12 protein-coding genes, 1 pseudogene and 1 riboswitch are annotated in these 17,136 nt (G+C 69.3%); of the genes and pseudogenes, 8 read left to right on the forward strand and 5 right to left on the reverse strand.

Annotated features, from left to right (window positions below; all coding sequences use genetic code 11):
- Window positions 1-15 precede the first annotated feature (15 nt).
- From AB0J06_RS22010 to pknB, 4 genes are read left to right on the forward strand one after another with little or no spacing between them, the layout of a single operon-like run.
- Window positions 16-1,461, forward strand: coding sequence for an FtsW/RodA/SpoVE family cell cycle protein (locus AB0J06_RS22010; RefSeq protein ID WP_357430839.1), 1,446 nt, complete (start codon window positions 16-18; stop codon window positions 1,459-1,461).
- On the forward strand, window positions 1,458-2,960 hold the full coding sequence (locus AB0J06_RS22015; protein ID WP_357430828.1) for a penicillin-binding protein 2: 1,503 nt from the start codon (window positions 1,458-1,460) through the stop codon (window positions 2,958-2,960). The genes AB0J06_RS22010 and AB0J06_RS22015 overlap by 4 nt, the downstream gene beginning before the upstream one ends.
- Before the next feature lies 1 nt (window position 2,961).
- Complete coding sequence (locus AB0J06_RS22020; RefSeq protein WP_357430829.1) at window positions 2,962-4,317, forward strand: protein kinase; 1,356 nt, start codon at window positions 2,962-2,964, stop codon at window positions 4,315-4,317.
- Window positions 4,314-6,104: a Stk1 family PASTA domain-containing Ser/Thr kinase gene (gene pknB / locus AB0J06_RS22025; protein WP_357430830.1), complete on the forward strand. Its 1,791-nt coding sequence runs from the start codon at window positions 4,314-4,316 to the stop codon at window positions 6,102-6,104. Before AB0J06_RS22020 ends, pknB begins: the two co-directional genes overlap by 4 nt.
- A gap of 57 nt (window positions 6,105-6,161) precedes the next feature.
- On the opposite strand, the gene AB0J06_RS22030 is transcribed toward pknB, so the two are convergent.
- From AB0J06_RS22030 to AB0J06_RS22045, 4 genes are all read right to left on the reverse strand, one after another.
- Window positions 6,162-6,812, reverse strand: coding sequence for an aminodeoxychorismate/anthranilate synthase component II (locus tag AB0J06_RS22030; RefSeq protein WP_357430831.1), 651 nt, complete (start codon window positions 6,810-6,812; stop codon window positions 6,162-6,164).
- A 4-nt stretch (window positions 6,813-6,816) separates the two neighbouring features.
- Window positions 6,817-7,125 (reverse strand): hypothetical protein, encoded by a 309-nt coding sequence (locus tag AB0J06_RS22035; protein ID WP_357430832.1) that lies wholly within the window; start codon window positions 7,123-7,125, stop codon window positions 6,817-6,819.
- A gap of 4 nt (window positions 7,126-7,129) precedes the next feature.
- On the reverse strand, window positions 7,130-8,167 hold the full coding sequence (locus tag AB0J06_RS22040) for a class E sortase (protein WP_357430833.1): 1,038 nt from the start codon (window positions 8,165-8,167) through the stop codon (window positions 7,130-7,132).
- Window positions 8,168-8,739: 572 nt separating this feature from the next.
- A complete protein-coding gene (locus AB0J06_RS22045; protein WP_357430834.1) occupies window positions 8,740-9,552 on the reverse strand; it encodes a DUF881 domain-containing protein in 813 nt (270 codons plus the stop codon).
- A gap of 235 nt (window positions 9,553-9,787) precedes the next feature.
- Here AB0J06_RS22045 and AB0J06_RS22050 point away from each other — a divergent pair, with 235 nt between their 5' ends.
- The 3 genes from AB0J06_RS22050 to AB0J06_RS22060 all read left to right on the forward strand — a co-directional run bounded on the left by AB0J06_RS22050 (window position 9,788) and on the right by AB0J06_RS22060 (window position 13,938).
- Window positions 9,788-10,051 (forward strand): cell division protein CrgA, encoded by a 264-nt coding sequence (locus AB0J06_RS22050; RefSeq protein WP_357430835.1) that lies wholly within the window; start codon window positions 9,788-9,790, stop codon window positions 10,049-10,051.
- A 251-nt stretch (window positions 10,052-10,302) separates the two neighbouring features.
- Window positions 10,303-12,510, forward strand: coding sequence for a (Fe-S)-binding protein (locus tag AB0J06_RS22055; RefSeq protein ID WP_357430836.1), 2,208 nt, complete (start codon window positions 10,303-10,305; stop codon window positions 12,508-12,510).
- 369 nt (window positions 12,511-12,879) lie between these two features.
- Entirely contained in the window at window positions 12,880-13,938 is a 1,059-nt protein-coding gene (locus AB0J06_RS22060) for an NlpC/P60 family protein (protein ID WP_357430837.1), read from the forward strand.
- Window positions 13,939-14,011: 73 nt separating this feature from the next.
- Here the strand turns inward: AB0J06_RS22060 and AB0J06_RS22065 are convergent, their stop codons facing one another.
- On the reverse strand, window positions 14,012-16,030 hold the full coding sequence (locus AB0J06_RS22065) for an N-acetylmuramoyl-L-alanine amidase (RefSeq protein WP_357430838.1): 2,019 nt from the start codon (window positions 16,028-16,030) through the stop codon (window positions 14,012-14,014).
- Between the two features lie 439 nt (window positions 16,031-16,469).
- A riboswitch (cyclic di-AMP (ydaO/yuaA leader) is annotated at window positions 16,470-16,610 on the forward strand.
- An 86-nt stretch (window positions 16,611-16,696) separates the two neighbouring features.
- Between AB0J06_RS22065 and AB0J06_RS22070 the strand changes: the two are divergent.
- Window positions 16,697-17,136, forward strand: a pseudogene (locus AB0J06_RS22070) (glycoside hydrolase); the annotation flags it as partial.

The following is a 17,136-nucleotide window of genomic DNA, read 5'->3' on the forward strand; positions in this document are numbered from 1 at the left end:
AGCATTACGGGCGAGATGCCGCGCATCCGGCCATCCAAGACCCGACGGAACGCCGAGTTGGCGCTGCTGGCGCTGTCCTTGGCGGTGGTGGCGGCGTACTCGGCCACGATCGAAGCCAACATGCTCCAGACGGTGACGTTGGACTTCTGGGTGCCGACGGCATCGCTGGCGGCGGTCTTCTTCGCCCTCCATATGGTGATCCGTTTCCGGGCTCCCTACGCCGATCCGGCGCTGGTGCCCGCTGTGGCGTTGCTCAACGGGATCGGGGTCGGCTTCCTGCGTCGCCTTGATCTCGCCGACGTGGCCCCGGCCGAGCGACTCAGCTTCCCGGTCTTCGCCGGGACGGGCGGCCGCCAGCTCGCCTGGACGCTCGGAGCGGTCGTTCTCGCCGCGGGGCTGCTTATCCTGGTCCGCGACCATCGGTCCGTTTCCCGCTACGCCTACACCCTGGGCCTGGCCGGCATCGTGCTGGTGATGATCCCGGCGGCGCTGCCGCGCGCCTACTCGGAGATCAACGGCGCCAAGCTGTGGATCAGGGTCGGCCAGTTCTCGATCCAGCCGGGTGAGTTCGCCAAGCTCGCCCTGCTGTCGTTCTTCGCCTACTACCTCGTACGCAAGCGCGAGGTGCTGTCGCTGGCGAGCCGGCGCTTCCTCGGCATCGACTTTCCCCGTGGGCGCGACCTCGGACCGGTCGTGGGGGTCTGGATGCTCAGCCTTCTGGTCCTCGTCTTCGAGAAGGACCTCGGCACCTCACTGCTCTACTTCGGCATGTTCGTGGTCACGCTCTACATCGCCACCGAGCGGGTGAGCTGGCTGATCATCGGTCTGGTGCTCTTCTTCGGCGGCGCCTCCCTCGCGTATTTCCTGGGCAGCACCATCGGTGGACCCTTCGCCAACTTCTACCAGCGCGCCGCGATCTGGCTCGATCCCTTTGCCCGCGCATACGACGAGGGCTACCAGTTGGTGCAGGGGTTGCTCGGGCTCGGCACCGGGGGGCTCTTCGGGGCCGGCCCCGGCGGCGGTCAGCCCGACAAGGTGCCTGAGGTGCACAACGACTTCATCTTCGCCGGCATCGGCGAAGAGGTCGGTCTCTTCGGCCTCTCCGCGCTGTTGGTGATCTACCTGCTGATCGTCGAGCGCGGGCTGCGCGCCGGCCTGGCCGTCCGGGACTCCTTCGGCAAGCTTCTCGCCGGTGGTCTGGCCTTCACCCTCGGCCTGCAGGTCTTCGTGATCGTCGGTGGCGTCACCGGGCTCATCCCACTCACCGGCCAGACCACACCGTTCCTGTCGGCCGGTGGTTCCTCGCTGATGGCCAACTGGCTACTCATCGCGATGCTGCTCCGGATCTCCGACGCGGCCGGTCAGCCGATCACCGGCAGCGCGTCCGCCCGACCCGCCGGTGCGCCGGCCCGCCCACCCGCCCAGCTGCACGGCGCTCCCACGGAGGTGATCAAGCCGTGAACGCTCCGCTTCGCCGGGTAGGCGTGGTCGTCATGATCCTGTTCGGCCTGCTCTTCGCCAACCTCAACTGGGTGCAGGCCTACAAGGCCGACGAATACCGCACGAGCGACTACAACGGGCGTGTCCAGGTCGCCGAATACGACCGGCAGCGCGGCAACATCGAGGCCGCCGGAAAGGCGCTCGCCACGAGCAAGGCCACGGACGGCGAGCTGAAGTACCAGCGCGTCTACCCCAACAACGACATCTACGCCCACGTCCTGGGCTACAAGCCGGTCAACGGTGCCGCCAGCGGCATCGAGAAGAGCGAAAACGAGTTCCTCGCCGGCAACAGCGACCAACTCTTCGCCGACCGGGTGCGTGACCTGTTCACCGGCAACCACACCGCCGGCGGGAACGTTCTGCTGAGCCTCTCCCGCCGCGCGCAGGAGACCACGTACCGCGAACTCGCGAACAACAGGGTCAATGTCAAGAAGGGCGCAGCGGTCGCGATCGACCCGAAGACCGGCGCGATCCAGGCGCTGGTCTCGATGCCGAGCTTCGACCCCAACCCGTTGGTCAGCCCCGACACCGAAGCGGCGGGCGCGGCGTTCCGGAGCCTGGAGGAGAACAAGAACGGTCCGCTGAAGAACCGTGCGCTCAGTGAGGTCCTTCCGCCCGGATCGACCTTCAAGGTCATCGACGCGGCGGCGGCGCTGGAGAGCGGCCTCACCACCAGCAGCAACATTCCGGCCGGTCCCAGTTACACCGCGCCGACCTCGGGCACCCCGATCCGCAACGCCCACCCGTCCATCTGCCCGGAGTCCCAGGTCACCCTGACGGACGCGCTCACCGAGTCCTGCAACACAGGGTTCGCGCAGCTCGCGGTGCGGCTCGGCGCGGAGACCATCAAGAAGAAGGCGCGCGACTTCGGCTTCGAGGACGAAAGCCTGAGCGTGGGGCGGCTCACCGGCAGTGGCCTGCCGGTGGCGGCCAGCCGCACGGGGGAGATCAAGAACCCGGACGGCGGCGAGGACAAGGCCGCGCTCGCGCAGTCCGCGATTGGGCAGAACAACGTCCGGATGACTCCGTTGCAGGGGGCGATGATCGCCGCCGCGGTGGCCAACGGGGGCAGTCAGATGCGGCCCTACCTGGTGCAGCAACTCCTCGGCCCCGACCGCACGACGATCCACTACACCGCCGATCCGCGCGTACTGCGCCAGCCGGTCACCACCCAGGTCGCCCGCGACCTGCAGGCCATGATGCGCAGCGTAGTGGAGAACGGGACGGGCACGAACGCCCGGATCAGCGGCTACACCGTCGGCGGCAAGACCGGCACGGCGCAGGCCGGGGAGACCAGCGACGACCACGGCTGGTTCATCGGCTTCGTGATGAAGGACGGACAGCCGATCAGCGCCGTCGCGGTGATGCTCGAATCCGCGGGCAGCGGCGGCAGCGCCGAGGCCACCCGTATCGCCGGTCAGATCATGAAGGCGGTCATCGCTGACCGGGGAGGCAAGTGACATGCTGAGCCCCGGGGTCGCGCTCGGCGGGCGATATCGCCTGGACGAGCGCATCGCCAGCGGCGGGATGGGTGACGTCTGGCGTGGCACGGACGACGTGCTCGGCCGCACCGTCGCGGTGAAGGTACTGCTCCCGGCCCTGCTCGACGAGCCGGGCTTCGCCGAGCGCTTCCGTGGCGAGGCGCGCACCATGGCGACGATCAACCATCCTGGCGTGGTCGATGTCTACGACTACGGCAGTGACCAGCAGATTGCTTTTCTGATCATGGAGTACGTGGAGGGCGACGCGCTGTCGCGAACGCTCAGCCGCGTCGGACGGCTCACGCCCGCCCGCACCATGGCGCTGGTCGCGCAGGCGGCCGACGCGCTGCAGGCCGCCCATGACAAGGGCATCGTGCACCGCGACGTGAAGCCGGGCAACCTGCTCGTACGCCCCAACGGCACGCTCGTGCTCACCGACTTCGGCATCGCCCGGTCCGAGCTCGTGGGGCAGCTCACCGCGGCCGGCTCGGTGCTCGGCACCGCCTCGTACATTTCGCCCGAGCAGGCGACCGGGTCGACCGCCAGCCCGGCTTCGGACGTGTACGCCCTCGGTGTGGTCGCTTACCAGTGCCTCTCCGGTCGCCGCCCGTTCGAAGGCGATAACCCACTCGATATCGCGATGAAGCACGTACGGGAGCCCGTTCCGCCCCTTCCGGCCGACACGCCCCCCGCGGTCCGATCCATCGTCGAACGGGCGCTGGCCAAGGACCCGGGAGCGCGTTGGCCGAGTGCTGCGACTCTGGCGGCGGTGGCACGGCAGGCCGCAACCCTCGCGCCCGCTCGTCCGACAGCGCCGCAGGTCCGGGCCACGTCACCGGTACGTCCTCCGGTCTCGCCCGCACCAGGGAGACCGACGTCGACGCCGCCGTACCGGCCCGCCGCCTCCGTGGCGGCGCCGGCGCCGCAGCGGGGCCCGTCGATGGCCGCGCCGACCAGCCCGCCCGCGGGGCCCGGATACAATCGGGGGGCCGCGTCCATACCCCCAGCGCGCCCGCAGAACCCGAATCCCTACGGACATGCCCGAACGGCGGCCCCAGCGCAGCGCAGCGGGAATGCGGGAAGCCGTCAGTTACTTATAGTGCTGGCGATTCTGCTCGGCGTATTGGTGTTGGTCTGCTCCGCGGCGATCTCTTACAACTGGCGGCAGGACAATCCGACCAACAGCCTCGGCGAGCCCGAGCGCATGATCACGACATCGAGACAGGTAGGCGTCGATAACGCCGCTTCGTGGGGCGCGCCGTACCGCCAGGTAGGCGCGCATTCTGCATTTCGGCAAGGTGGCGACCACATGAGCGAAGGACGACAGACGAGATGACGGCGCAGGCCCGCCTGCTAGGTGGCAGGTACCAGGTCGGCGAGCTCCTCGGCTACGGCGGCATGGCTGAGGTGCACCGGGGGCGTGACCTCCGGCTCGGCCGCGATGTCGCTATCAAGATGCTCCGGACCGATCTGGCCCGGGACAAGACCTTCCAGGAGCGCTTCCGTCGGGAGGCGCAGAACTCCGCGTCGCTCAACCACCCGGCGATCGTCGCGGTCTACGACACGGGCGAGGAGTACGCGCCGACCGGTGAGGCGCTGCCCTTCATCGTCATGGAGTTCGTCAACGGGCGCACGCTCAAAGAGGTGCTCGCCGCTGAGGGGCGGCTGCAGCCCCGTCGCGCTATGGAAATCACCGCCGATATCTCTGCCGCGCTCGAGTTCAGCCACCGGCACGGGATCATCCACCGTGACATCAAGCCGGGCAACGTGATGCTCACGCAGAACGGCCAGGTCAAGGTCATGGACTTCGGCATCGCCCGGGCCCTGGCCAGCGGTGCCACCACGATGACCCAGACCAGCGCGGTGATCGGGACGGCTCAGTACCTCTCACCGGAGCAAGCCCGCGGCGAGGCCGTGGACGCACGCTCCGACGTGTACGCCGGCGGTTGTGTCCTCTTCGAGTTGCTCTGCGGGCATCCGCCGTTCGTCGGTGACAGCCCGGTCAGCGTGGCCTACCAGCACGTGCGGGAAGACCCGCGGGCACCGAGCGAGATCAACCCGGACGTCACGCCGCCGATCGACGCGATCGTCCTCAAGGCCCTCTCGAAGAACCCGGCCAACCGCTACCAGAGCGCTGGCGAGATGCGCGCCGACCTGCTCCGCTGCGCCGCCGGCCGGCCCGTGATGGCCACCCCCGTGCTGCGCGACGACGAGACGGTCGCGATGGGGCCGCAGGGCGCCGGCGTTCGTACGTCGGGCCCGGCGACCCGCCCGATGCCCGCGCGGAGCGGCCAGCCCAAGCGGAAGACCTCCGCGTGGGTGCTCGCCACCTTGAGCGCCGTCGGCGTGCTGGCGGTGATCGCCGTGATCGCAGGATTGATCTTCGCTGACCAGAACGACGACAAGCTGCCGACCCAGGTGTCCGTGCCGCAGCTGATCGGCAAGCAACTCGGCGCGGCGCAGGCGGAGCTCGCTGGGATGAAGCTGCAGTCGACGGTCACGAACGTCAAGAAAACCGGCTGCGAGCTCAACGAGGTGGTGGAGCAGAACCCTAAGAACGGCACGCCAGTGAGGGAGAACGAGCCGGTCGCGCTGCAGGTGTGCGTGGGCGAGGACACGGTCCAGGTGCCTCGGCTCGTCGGCCTGAGCGAGCAGGAGGCGACGGCAGAGCTGCGGAAGGTCGGGCTCGAGGCCGAGATCGTGAAGATCGACGGCACGGCCCGCCAGGGCGAGGTCGTCCGGGTCCCGCAGCAGGGCCAGGCGGTGGCGCCGAAGTCGAGGGTGCGGGTCGAGGTTTCGCGGGGCAATCTGCGGGACGTCCCGAACGTGGTCGGCAAGACGGAGGACGTGGCGAAGGCGCTGCTCGACAACGCGGGATTCGACGTCAGAGTGATCAAGGGTGCGGAGGTCGACGCGGCCAACGCCGGAAAGGTCGTTGACCAGACCCCGGGGAGCGGCGGCCAGCCCGCCAAGTCCGGCAGCACGGTCTCGATCGTCGTGACGCAGCTCCGGAAGGAGCCGACCGCTGATCCCAGCGTGTCGCCCTCTGCGAGCCCTCCTGGCCCACTCGGCGGCATCGGGGGCGGGGTTGGCCTCGACGACCGACGCTTGACGCGCCCGTGATAACGCCGAACGGCGCTCCGACCCATCCGGGTCGGAGCGCCGTTCGGCGTTCAGGGGTCAGGCGGCCATGAAGGCCCCGCGCCGACGGTCGTCGACCTCGGCGGCGAGGGCCGGGGCCCGGTCCAGCGCCTCCGGCAGGCCGCAGGCGGCCAACCAGTTGGCGAGCATGGTGTGGCCACCTTCGGTGAGCACGGACTCGGGGTGGAACTGCACACCCTCGATCGGCAGGGTGCGGTGACGCATCGCCATCACCACCCCCGACTCCGTCCAGCCGGTGACCTCGATCTCGTCCGGCAGCGTCTCCCGCAGCACGGCCAGCGAGTGGTAGCGGGTGGCGGTGAACGGGTCAGGGAGGCCGGCGAGCACTCCGTCGCCCTTGTGGTGCACCTGCGACGTCTTGCCGTGCAGCAGTTCGGGGGCCCGGGTGACCGTGGCGCCGAACGCCGCGCCGATCGCCTGGTGGCCCAGGCAGACGCCGAAGATCGGCAGCGAGCCGCCGTACTCGCGGATGATGTCGAGGCAGAGCTCCGCCCGTTCGGGCGTGCCCGGACCGGGCGAGAGCAGCACCCCGTCGGCGCCGGCGCGGCCAACGTCCGCCAGGTCCATCTCGTCGTTGCGCCGTACCTCGCACTCCGCGCCGAGTTGACCGAGGTATTGGACGATGTTGAAGACGAACGAGTCGTAGTTGTCGATCACGAGAACGCGCATCGAATCACCTGTCAGCCGTCGGCGAGGGGCCGGAGTTGTTCTGTCCGGTGTCGTAGGGCAGGTCGTGCCCGTCGAGGCCGGGGTCGCCGCCGTCGACGCTCGAGTCCCCGCCGCCCGGACCGGCCGGACCGTCCAGCCCACCCGGCGCGTCGCTGTCCTGGCTGACCTGGACGTCGTCGAAGGGGAGCAGCGGCTCGGCCCAGGGGAAGACCACGAACCAGAGCAGCGCGGCGAACGCGGTGGCGAGCACCACGGAGCCGGTGAGCTTGCCGGCCAGCCCGAAGGGGAGCCGTCGCCAGATCCAGGCGTACACGGGTTCAGCCTCCCAATTCTGCGGGCTTGCCGGCGGACTTCGGCTGGCTGCGTACGAGCTTGGCGTGCACGACCAGCCGCTCGTAGTTGTCGTACTTGGGGTTGCAGGTGGTGATCGTCAGCATGGCCTCGGTCGCCTTGACGCCGGGCTTGTTCGGCACCGCCGCTACCACTTCCACCTGCGACGGCTTGACGATGTGGTTGCGCGTGACCTCGTAGACGAACCAGGTGTTCTTGTTTTCGACCAGGATGATGTCGCCGGTGTGTATCTCGTCCAGGCGCCAGAAGGTGGCGGGGTTGCGGTGTCCCGCGACCGAGAAGTTGCCGACCTGGCCGGGCTTGGCGCTCTTGGGATAGTGGCCGGGGGCGTAGCGGATGTCCTGCTGCGTCACACCCTCGACGACGACCCAGTTCTTACCCAGCTTCGGGATGTGCAGCCAGGCGATCGGCTTGCCGATCTTCGGCGCGGCGGGCGACGCGGTCGCGGATGGGGTCGGTCCGACCGTCGGGTCCGGCTCGGGCTGGTCCCATTCCTGCGCCAGCTGCGTACCGAGATCCTCCTGGTGGGCGTTGACGATCACCGACTTGCCCCACACCTCGTATGCGGCGAAGAGCAGAACCACGAGCCCGAAGGTCATCAGCATTTCGCCCATGACGCGGGCGCCGGTGCGGATGCGCGAACCGATCGTCGGCCGCGTCAACTCCGAGTACACGCTCTTGTAGCCCTCGTCCGTGCGCTCCGGACGCAGCTGCACGACCTGTTCGCCCCGGCGTGGCTGCGATGCGTCCTTCGCCTCGTCCGGCCCGTCGGCGAGTGCGGGGAGGGGGTCGTCATCGTTCTCGACGCGCTCTGCCGGGGGAGCAGCGGGAATCGTCGGGAGAACGGTGGTCGCCTCGTGGTCGTCGCGGGAGATCGCCGGAATGATCGTGGTCGGGACGTCGACCGTGGGCACCACGACGGGCCGCTGGACCATCGTGGCGTCGTCGACCGTTGGTACCACCGTGAGCGGCTGGATCATGGTGGGCGCGTCGGCGAGCGGCATCGGACGAGGCGGCTGGGGTCTGCCCCGGGCCCCTCGGTCGGGGGCCGGGGGTCGCTCCGGCGATGGGCCCGGGCCGCGGCCGGCTTGGTAGCCGTTCGCCGGGGCCGCGGGGCGTGGACCGGGTCGCAGGCTCCGGGCGTCGTCCGCTGCCGCGGGGGGCGGACCGGGTCGCAGACTGCGGGCGTCGTCCGCTGCCGCGGGGGGCGGACCGGGTCGCAGACTGCGGGCGTGGGGCTGGGCGGCGGGGGGTGGACCTGGTTGCGGGCTCCGGGCGTCGTGCGGGGCGGCGGGTCGCGGGGCGGGTCGGAGGGCGCGCGAGTCGTGCGGGGCGGTCGGGCCGCCGGGGGTGTCTGTGGCCGGCGGGGGCCAGCCGCCAGCGCCGGGAGGTGGTCCGGGGCGGGGGCCGGGGGGCATCGCGGCTGGTGAGGGCGAGACGGGGGCGCCGGGGGGACCAGCCGGGGGCGCCGGACGCGCCGCACCGCTCACGCGCGGCATCACCGCCGTCGAGTCGTCGGCCTCCGGCGCGCGGTGCCGCCCATGTCGATCGCTGCGTGGGTCGCCGGTCATTCCGGTCACTCCGCGGGGACTTTGGCGGAGCGCAGGGCGCTCGAACCGTCGTATGCCGGCACGGTCGCCTTGGATTCGACCGTCTCGCGGTAGCCCAGTTGGTAGTGGAGGACGGCGTCCTTGAACTCCCGGACCCCGGCGTCACCGGCGAGGGCGCGCTGGAGCGCCGCCGGATCGCCGATTGCGGTGATCTTGAATGGCGGCGAGTAGACCCGCCCGTCCAGCAGGAGGGTGTTACCTACACAGCGCACCGCGCTGGTGGATAGCACCCGAACGTTCATGATCGACATAGCTTCGGCACCCCCGGCCCACATGGCGTTCACTACGGCCTGAACGTCCCCCTGATGAACAACGAGATCATCGTTGCTGGGGTTGCCGGGGCGGCTGCTGTCGTTTAGTCGGGGGGCGTCATTGAGTTCGACGGTGAGACCCGGGCCGTGCAGCGCGGTGAAGCCGGCTCCGGCGAGGCCCAGCCCGACCCGTTCCCGCTGCCGGGCGATCGGTACGTCGGAGCCTGCGACGGCGGTGGCCTGCTGCTCCGTCTGCTGCCGCAGCTCGGCCGCGCGCCTTTCGCTCGCGGCGACCTGCTCGCGTCGGTCGTTGATCACCTGGGTGATCTGCGGCCGGCGGTCCTCTCGCAGCGCGGTTCCGCCGGCGGTCGTCGCCGTGGTCGTGAAGAGCAGGCCGGCGGCGAGCGCGATCAGCGGCACACCGACCGACCAGCCGCCGCGTCGCTGCGTGGACCGGCGGGGGACGAGCCCCACAGCGGCCCGCCGGAACGCCTTACCCCAGGACGAGGCGCCGGATGTGTACTCCATCGAGCCCCCTCCGCCCTCCGGCATCGATCTTCGCCCGTGTCAGCGGGTCCTTGCCTGCTCTTTTTGTCCTGGTCGGACCCATTGTGCCGGATCTTTGCGCTCGCGATGCCCCCGTTCGTGGCCTCAGCGCGCTGACTTGACTACGCTAGCTGTCGAACATTATTGGCCATGGACCGTCGCCGCTGCGTCCGGTTGTCAGGCCGGACAAGGATCGCAACCCCTTCAGGAGAGCGTCGTGCCAAAGTCTCAGGTCCGCAAGAAGAAGGTGTACACCCCGCCGACCGATGTCCGGCCGACGGCGACCGCGGCGACCCGTAAGCCTAGCCCCGTCTGGCTGCCGGTCACCGCCGTGTCGTTGATCGTCTTCGGCATCGGCTGGCTGGTGGTCTACTACCTCTCCGAGACCGCCTACCCGGTCGTCTCCTGGGGCTACTGGAACCTCGCCGTGGGCTTCGGTGCCATGGTCGGTTCCCTGATCCTGCTCTCCCGCTGGCGCTGACCCGGTGGATGCCGGCGCCCCGCCGCAGTCCGGGCGCACGGCCGTAAACTCGTCTGACCTGTACGGCGACCGTCATTCGATGGCGGTCGCCGAAAGCTGTGACGGGTGCGTCGCAGTAGTAGTAGGGCATTAGGCCGGTTGCGAGGTTACTCACGTTACCGATGGGTAACCTAGCGCGTAGGCTCCATCCGTGACCGGCGTGTTCCGGTCACCCAGCCGCTTGCCAAGCAGCACATCGGGAGGCCAAGGCAATGGGCAGCGTCCAGATCGTCACAACGGTGCTCGCCGCGGCCATCACGGTCGTCGCGGTGGTGCTCGCCGTACGGGCGGTGCGCCAGATGACGGCGGTGATCCGGCTCGGGCAGCCCGCCCCCGAGCGCTTCACCGACAAGGGTGCCCGCACGAAGACCATGCTGACCGAGACGGTCGGCCACACCCGCATGCTCAAGTGGAGCGTGGTGGGTGCGGCGCACTGGTTCGTGATGGTGGGCTTCATCCTGCTGTCGTCGCTGGTGCTGGAGGCCTATTTCGAGGTCGCCAATCCGAAGGGCGGACTGCCGATCATCGGCGGGTGGCTGCTGTACGGCCTGGTCACCGAGGCCATCGGGGTGCTGGGCGTCATCGGCATCCTGATGCTGATCGCGGTCCGGGTCTGGAACCGCCCGACCCGCCCGGGTGGCCGCTCGCGCTTCACCGGCTCGACCATGTGGCAGGGCTACTTCGTCGAGGCCGTCGTCCTCGCCGTGCTGGTGTGCGGATTCTTCATCCGTGGCTTCAAGGTCGCCACCGACCACTTCGAGTTTCCGTTGTGGGCCACCCCGGTGAGCCACGCGGTCGGGGCGCTGTTGCCCGCGTCCGAGGCCGCGCTCAGCATCACCGCCCTCATCAAGATCGCCATCTCGATGACCTGGCTGATCGTGATCGCGTTGAACGTCACGATGGGCGTGGCCTGGCACCGGTTCCTGGCCTTCTTCAACATCTTCTTCAAGCGTGACCCTGAGGCCAAGGCCGGGTCGGGGCTCGGCGCGCTGCGCCCCATGATGAGCGACGGCAAGCCCCTCGACTTCGAGGAGGCCGACCCGGAGAAGGACCAGTTCGGGGTCGCCCAGGTGGAGCAGTTCACCTGGAAGGGGCTGCTCGACTTCAGCACCTGCACCGAGTGCGGTCGCTGCCAGTCACAGTGCCCCGCCTGGAACACCGGCAAGCCGCTCTCACCCAAGCTGCTGATCCTCTCGCTGCGCGACCACGCGTACGCCAAGGCTCCCTACCTGCTCGCCGGCGGCGGCAAGGACCTCACCGGTGAGGAGAAGGCGACCGCCGCGCAGCTCGCGCACATGGACGTGCTCGCGCTCGCCGAGGCGAACCGTCCCCTGATTGGCGGCGCCGAGGACGGCGGCGTGATCGACCCGGACGTGCTCTGGTCCTGCACCACCTGCGGCGCCTGCGTCGAGCAGTGCCCGGTCGACATCGAGCACGTCGACCACATCGTCGACATGCGTCGCTACCAGGTGCTGATCGAGTCGAGCTTCCCGTCCGAGGCCGGCGTCATGCTCCGCAACCTGGAGAACAAGGGCAACCCGTGGGGCGCCCCGCAGAACACCCGCGAGGACTGGACCAAGGGCCTGGACTTCGAGGTGCCGCGGGTGGGTGAGGTCGACGACTTCGAATACCTGTTCTGGGTCGGCTGCGCCGGCGCGTTCGAGGACCGGGCGAAGAAGACCACCCGCGCGGTCGCCACGCTGCTGAACGAGGCCGGGGTCAACTTCGCGATTCTCGGCGAGGGGGAGACCTGCTCCGGCGACCCGGCCCGACGTATCGGTAACGAGTTCGTGTTCCAGATGCTGGCGCAGCAGAATGTCGAGACGTTGAACGAGGCGTTCGGCGACCGCGAACCGGCGAAGCGCAAGATCGTCGCCACCTGCCCGCACTGCTTCAACACCCTGGGCAACGAGTACGGGCAACTCGGCGGGGAGTTCGAGGTCGTACACCACACGCAACTGCTGGCCCACCTGGTCTCCACCGGCAAGCTCACCCCGGTCCAGCCGGTCGACGGCGGCGTCACCTACCACGACCCGTGCTACCTGGGCCGGCACAACCGGGTCTTCACCCCGCCGCGCGAGGTGCTCGGCTCGGCGGTGGCCGATGGGCTGACCGAGATGCCGCGCAACTCCGAGCGCTCCTTCTGCTGCGGCGCCGGTGGCGCGCGTATGTGGATGGAGGAGAAGATCGGCAAGCGCATCAACGTCGACCGGGTCGAGGAGGCCATCTCGACCGGCGCCCAGACGATCGCCGTCGGCTGCCCGTTCTGCTACACGATGCTCGGCGACGGCGTCACCGGGAAGCAGTCGACCGGTGAGGCCGGCGAGAACGTCGAGGTCGTCGATGTCGCCACCGTCCTGCTCCGGTCGGTCAAGCCGGAGGTGACCCCGGAGCGCGAGTCGGCGCCGACCGGCGCCTAGCATCACCCGCCGCACCGGTCTGTCGCTCCGGCGACAGGCCGGTGCGGCGTCGGTGTCTCCGATGAACGCAGCCGCCGCATGTCGGCGTCAATTCGTCGCCGATCCCGAAACGAGCGGCGGTCCGCCCGACTGAGCCCGCGCCACGCGTGGGCGAGGAAAGACACATTCACAAATGGCGTTGTGTGATTTACGAGATTCGTTCTCGTGCAACGCATTGTGTTGACGTAACAGCGCAGCGAACAGGGCTGGTTTGTCGCCTTGATTTGCTCGGGGATCTCTCCTAATGTGAGGCACCGACCGCTGTGGACGTCGGCCTCCACTTCCCCCGCGGGAGGCCCCAGCGTTCGGTGATGAAGGAGTCGGTGCCCGATGGCACGTGCGCTCGAAGATCCGCGCCAGCCACAGAACCGAGAACATCAGCACAAGCAGGCGTACCCACGTGGTGCGCGCGACCGAGGTCGGCTGCGTACCGCGGCCCATGGCCTGCTCGTCCTCGCGGCCGCCGTGACAGTTGGCGTGCTGCCCGCCGGGCAGGCTCAGGCAGCGCCCTCGGTGGATGAGATTGAGCGGCAGATCGACGCCCAATGGCAGCAGCTCGAGCCCGTGATCGAGCAGTACAACAAGGTGCACAGCCAGCTCAAGGCCAACCAGAAGAAGCAGGTTGCGCTGGAGAAGAAGATCCGCCCCTTGTCGCTGCAGGCCGAACTGGCCCTTTTCCGGGTGGGCCAGATGGCCAACCAGTACTACCGGACCGGGCCCTCCTCGGATCTCAACGCGCTGCTCGAGACCGGCTCGGCCAACACCCTCACCGAGCAGCTCACCATGCTTGACCGGCTCACCCAGCAGCAGCAGGACCAGATCGCCGGGGTGACCGCCGCGCGGGACAAGTTCGACGCGGAGAAGCGCAAGCTGGACGCGCTCGTCGCGCAGCAGCAGAAGCAGGACGCGGAGCTGGCCGCGAAGAAGAAGCAGGTCGACGGCGAGATCGGTCGGCTGCAGAAGCTCCGCCTCACCGCGTACGGCGCCGGCGGGTCCGGCGGATCGCTGCGCATCGGTCCGTGCCCTCCGGAATACCCTGGGGGTAAGGCGGGCACCGCGGTGAAGACGGCGTGCGCGCAGATCGGCAAGCCCTACGTCTGGGGCGCCACCGGTCCCAGCAGCTTCGACTGCTCCGGCCTCACTCAGTTCGCGTGGGGCAAGGCGGGCGTCAGCCTCACCCACTACACGGGTGCGCAGTGGAACGAGGGCACCCCGGTGACCCGCAGCCAAGCGCGCGCCGGAGATCTGGTCTTCTTCCGCGGCGACCTGTCCCACGTCGGCATGTACGTCGGTAACGGCCTGATGGTGCACGCGCCGACCTCTGGCGATGTGGTGCGGATGGCCTCCATCGACACCCTGCCGATCGCGGGCTTCCGCCGTCCCGGCTGACCCGCCCTGATCAGCGAAAGGGCCCCTTCTCGGCGCTGGCCGTCGAGAAGGGGCCCTTTCTCGTGCGCCGAGGTCAGCGCGGAGCGCCGACCGGTGACGGCAGAAGCTGCACGTCGTCCTTGTTGACGTACATGATCCGGTGGCCGAACTGGATCTGGACGTATTTCATCTCGCCGCGGATCACTGTGCGGTCACCCGGCGCGGAGCCGTCGAAGCTCACCGCCCGGTAGTACTCGCCCGGCAGGACGTTGCCGACCGCGTAGCGCTGGCCGGCCGAGAGCGTGTACTGCAGCGGGGCGAGCGCCTGCACGGGCACGCCGGCCGGGTAGGCCGCGGCCTCCGGGTAGGCCCTGCCGTACACGGGGATCGTCGCCTTGCCGGGCTTGGGCGTCGCGACGAGGCCGACGGACCACTTGGCGGCGGGGGCGCTGGCCGGGTTGTGGAACCAGGCCTGCTGTCCGAGGTACCAGATCGCGGTCCAGTCGCCCTGCCGGCCCGCCACCGCGTACGTCTGACCGGCCGAGGCGCGGGCGCCGTGGTCGGAGACGTGCATGGTGGACGGTCCACCGTTGTCGTGCAGACCGACGTCCTTCACCAGCGGCGCGTCGGAACTCGGCGCGCTGTGCAGGATCACCGCGGACGACCCGCGCGACGGGCACGGCTCCGACGGCGGCAACGGCGGGGTCGGTCGGTTGGGCGGGAGCAGGTTGCACCCGTAGAACGCCGGCCGGTTGGTGGCGAAGTCCGGGTCGATGGTGACCAGGCCGGTGCGCGGCGTGCCGATCTGGCGGAAGGGCGCCTTGAGCAGGTCGAAGTAGTGCGACCAGTCCCAGTAGGGGCCCGGATCCCAGTGCATGCCGCTCACGGTCGACGGGATCGTGCCCGGCACGTTGTCGTGGCCGATGATGTGGTTGCGGTCCAGCGGGATGTCGAACTTGTGCGCGAGGTAGCGGACCAGCTTCGACGATGTCCGGTACATCGCCTCGGTGTACCAGGTGCCCGCCCCGGCGAAGCCCTCGTGTTCGAGGCCGACGGCCTTGGCGTTGACGTACCAGTTCCCCGCGTGCCAGGCCACGTCCTTGGCCTTGACGTGCTGGGCGATGTGCCCGTCCACCGAGCGGAGCGAGTAGTTCCAGCTGACGTACGTGACGTCCTGCACCATGTTGACCGTGCCCGCGTAGGAGCCCTCGGTGTCGTGGATGACGATGTACTCGATCTTCTGCTGCACGGGGCGGTTGCCCAGGTCGTGGTTGCCGTAGTCGACGGTGCCGTTGGGAAGGCGGTACTCCCCGTACGGCGCCGGGATCCACTCGCAGGAGATATCCACCGGGCACTCCAGCCCGTCCGGGCGCGCCGGTTTGCGCAGGCCGAGCTTCTCGAGCCATGACGTCGCCGGCGTGAGCCCCGCGTGCTGCGTGAGCGTCACCCGTTGTCCGTCGTCGGTCACCCGGCTGGCGCCGTCGCGGATCGTGCCGAAGACCTCGTCGGCGAAGACCGCCGCGGCGTTGGCGTTGTCGGCGCCGGAATAGCGGGCGACCGCGCCGTACCAGGCCGCCGGATCGCTGTCGGCGCCGTGGGGCGCGCCGAGCGCCTTCTGGTACGACGAGAGGAGTGCCGCACCGCCGCGGATGTTGGCGACCGGGTCGGCGCGGAGCGACTCCTCGCGCGCGCCGGTGAGCGTGGCGGCCGCGTCGAGGGTCTGGAGCCCTTCCATGGAGGGCGTGGAGGTGTCGTGCGAGTCGACCTTCTTGACCGCCCGGCTGTCGTCGCCGCGCGGGTCCTCGTCCCCGTCGTGGTGCTGGCCGCCGAGGGAGGCCACGTAGGCGGCGTCGGTGAGGTGCATGGGGCCGTAGCCGCCGCTGGTGCTCGGCGTGCCGGCATTGGTGTCCCAGCGCGACTCCAGGTAGGAGACGCCGAGCAGGACGTTTTCCGGCACCCCGTACGCGGCGGCCGCGGCTGCGTACGCCTGCTGACGGCTGTTGGCCGGCGTGCTCGCGGCCGGCGCGTACCCGGCCGGCATGAGTGTGGTCGCGCCGATCACCGCGGTGCTGAGCAGGATGAGCCTGCCCGTTGGTGCTTTGAGACGTTGCATCGAACCTCCATTCAGGGGGATGGCTCCACGGTCACCCTGGCCCGTCCGGTGTCAGCCGTCAATGGCTTGCGCATGGTCGATGCCGCCCGTAGGAAACCTTCACGAGCTCGGGTGGCGGCGGTGGTTTGCCGAGCTTCCCGCTGAGCCTTGTCGTCGACGGCGTTTCCCGGGGCAGCGTGGGGGTGCCGGAGACGCTATCGATCGCGAACAATGAACCGCTGCGCATCGGGGGCAAGAACGTCGGCCCCAACAACGATCAGTAGGCCGGACGGATAGACGACGTATTCCTCTCCATTGATTGAGTAGCCAGAAGCGCACGATGCGCTACTGGTGGATATGTGTACCGAACTGAGTAGTCGTCACGCTTGCATCTGGAGAACGGGCGTCTCTAGGTTGGAGATCGTTGAGCCGGAAGCCGGTCGTCCAACCGGGCGACCCCGACTCGACACCGCCGAGTCGTTCACGCATCACGAGCCGGGGACCCACGCAACACCGGGGTGAATCCGCATTTCGCGGTAGGGCGCCACTCTTTCCCGCCCGAACCCGTCAGCTAACCCGGTAGGCGGTCTGGAAAGAAGGAGTCCGGTGGCAATCCCTGCCCCGCGGCCGTGGTCACGTTCGGCGGCTCACGGCCGACGATCAACGGCAACGTGTACGCGTCGCGCCATGACCGCCGCGATCGCCGCAGCCGTCGGCGTCGCCGTCCTGCTCGCGGGAGCGCCCGCCCACGCCGAGCCGTCCGTCACCGAGATCGAACGCCAGATCGACCAGGCGTGGAACAACCTCGAACCGGTCATCGAGCGACACAACTCGACCCGGCAGCAGCTAGCGGCCAAGAAGAAGCAGGCCGACGCACTGGCCAAGAAGATCGACCCGCTGCAACGCCAGGTGGATGTCGCGATGGCGAAGGTCAGCGTCCTGGCCGCCCGTTCCTACAAGGGCGCCAACACCTCGGCGGTCAACGCGATGCTCGCCAGCGGATCGCCGGCCGCGTTCGCCGACCAGTTGGAGCTGCTCGACCAGTTCGCCCGCAAACAGGCCCGGGACGTGCACGCGGTGGTGGAACTCAAGGCGCGCTACACCGGCGTGAAGGCGCCGCTGGACGC

The sequence above is a fragment of the Micromonospora sp. NPDC049679 genome (assembly GCF_040659735.1).
Taxonomy (GTDB): domain Bacteria; phylum Actinomycetota; class Actinomycetes; order Mycobacteriales; family Micromonosporaceae; genus Micromonospora_I.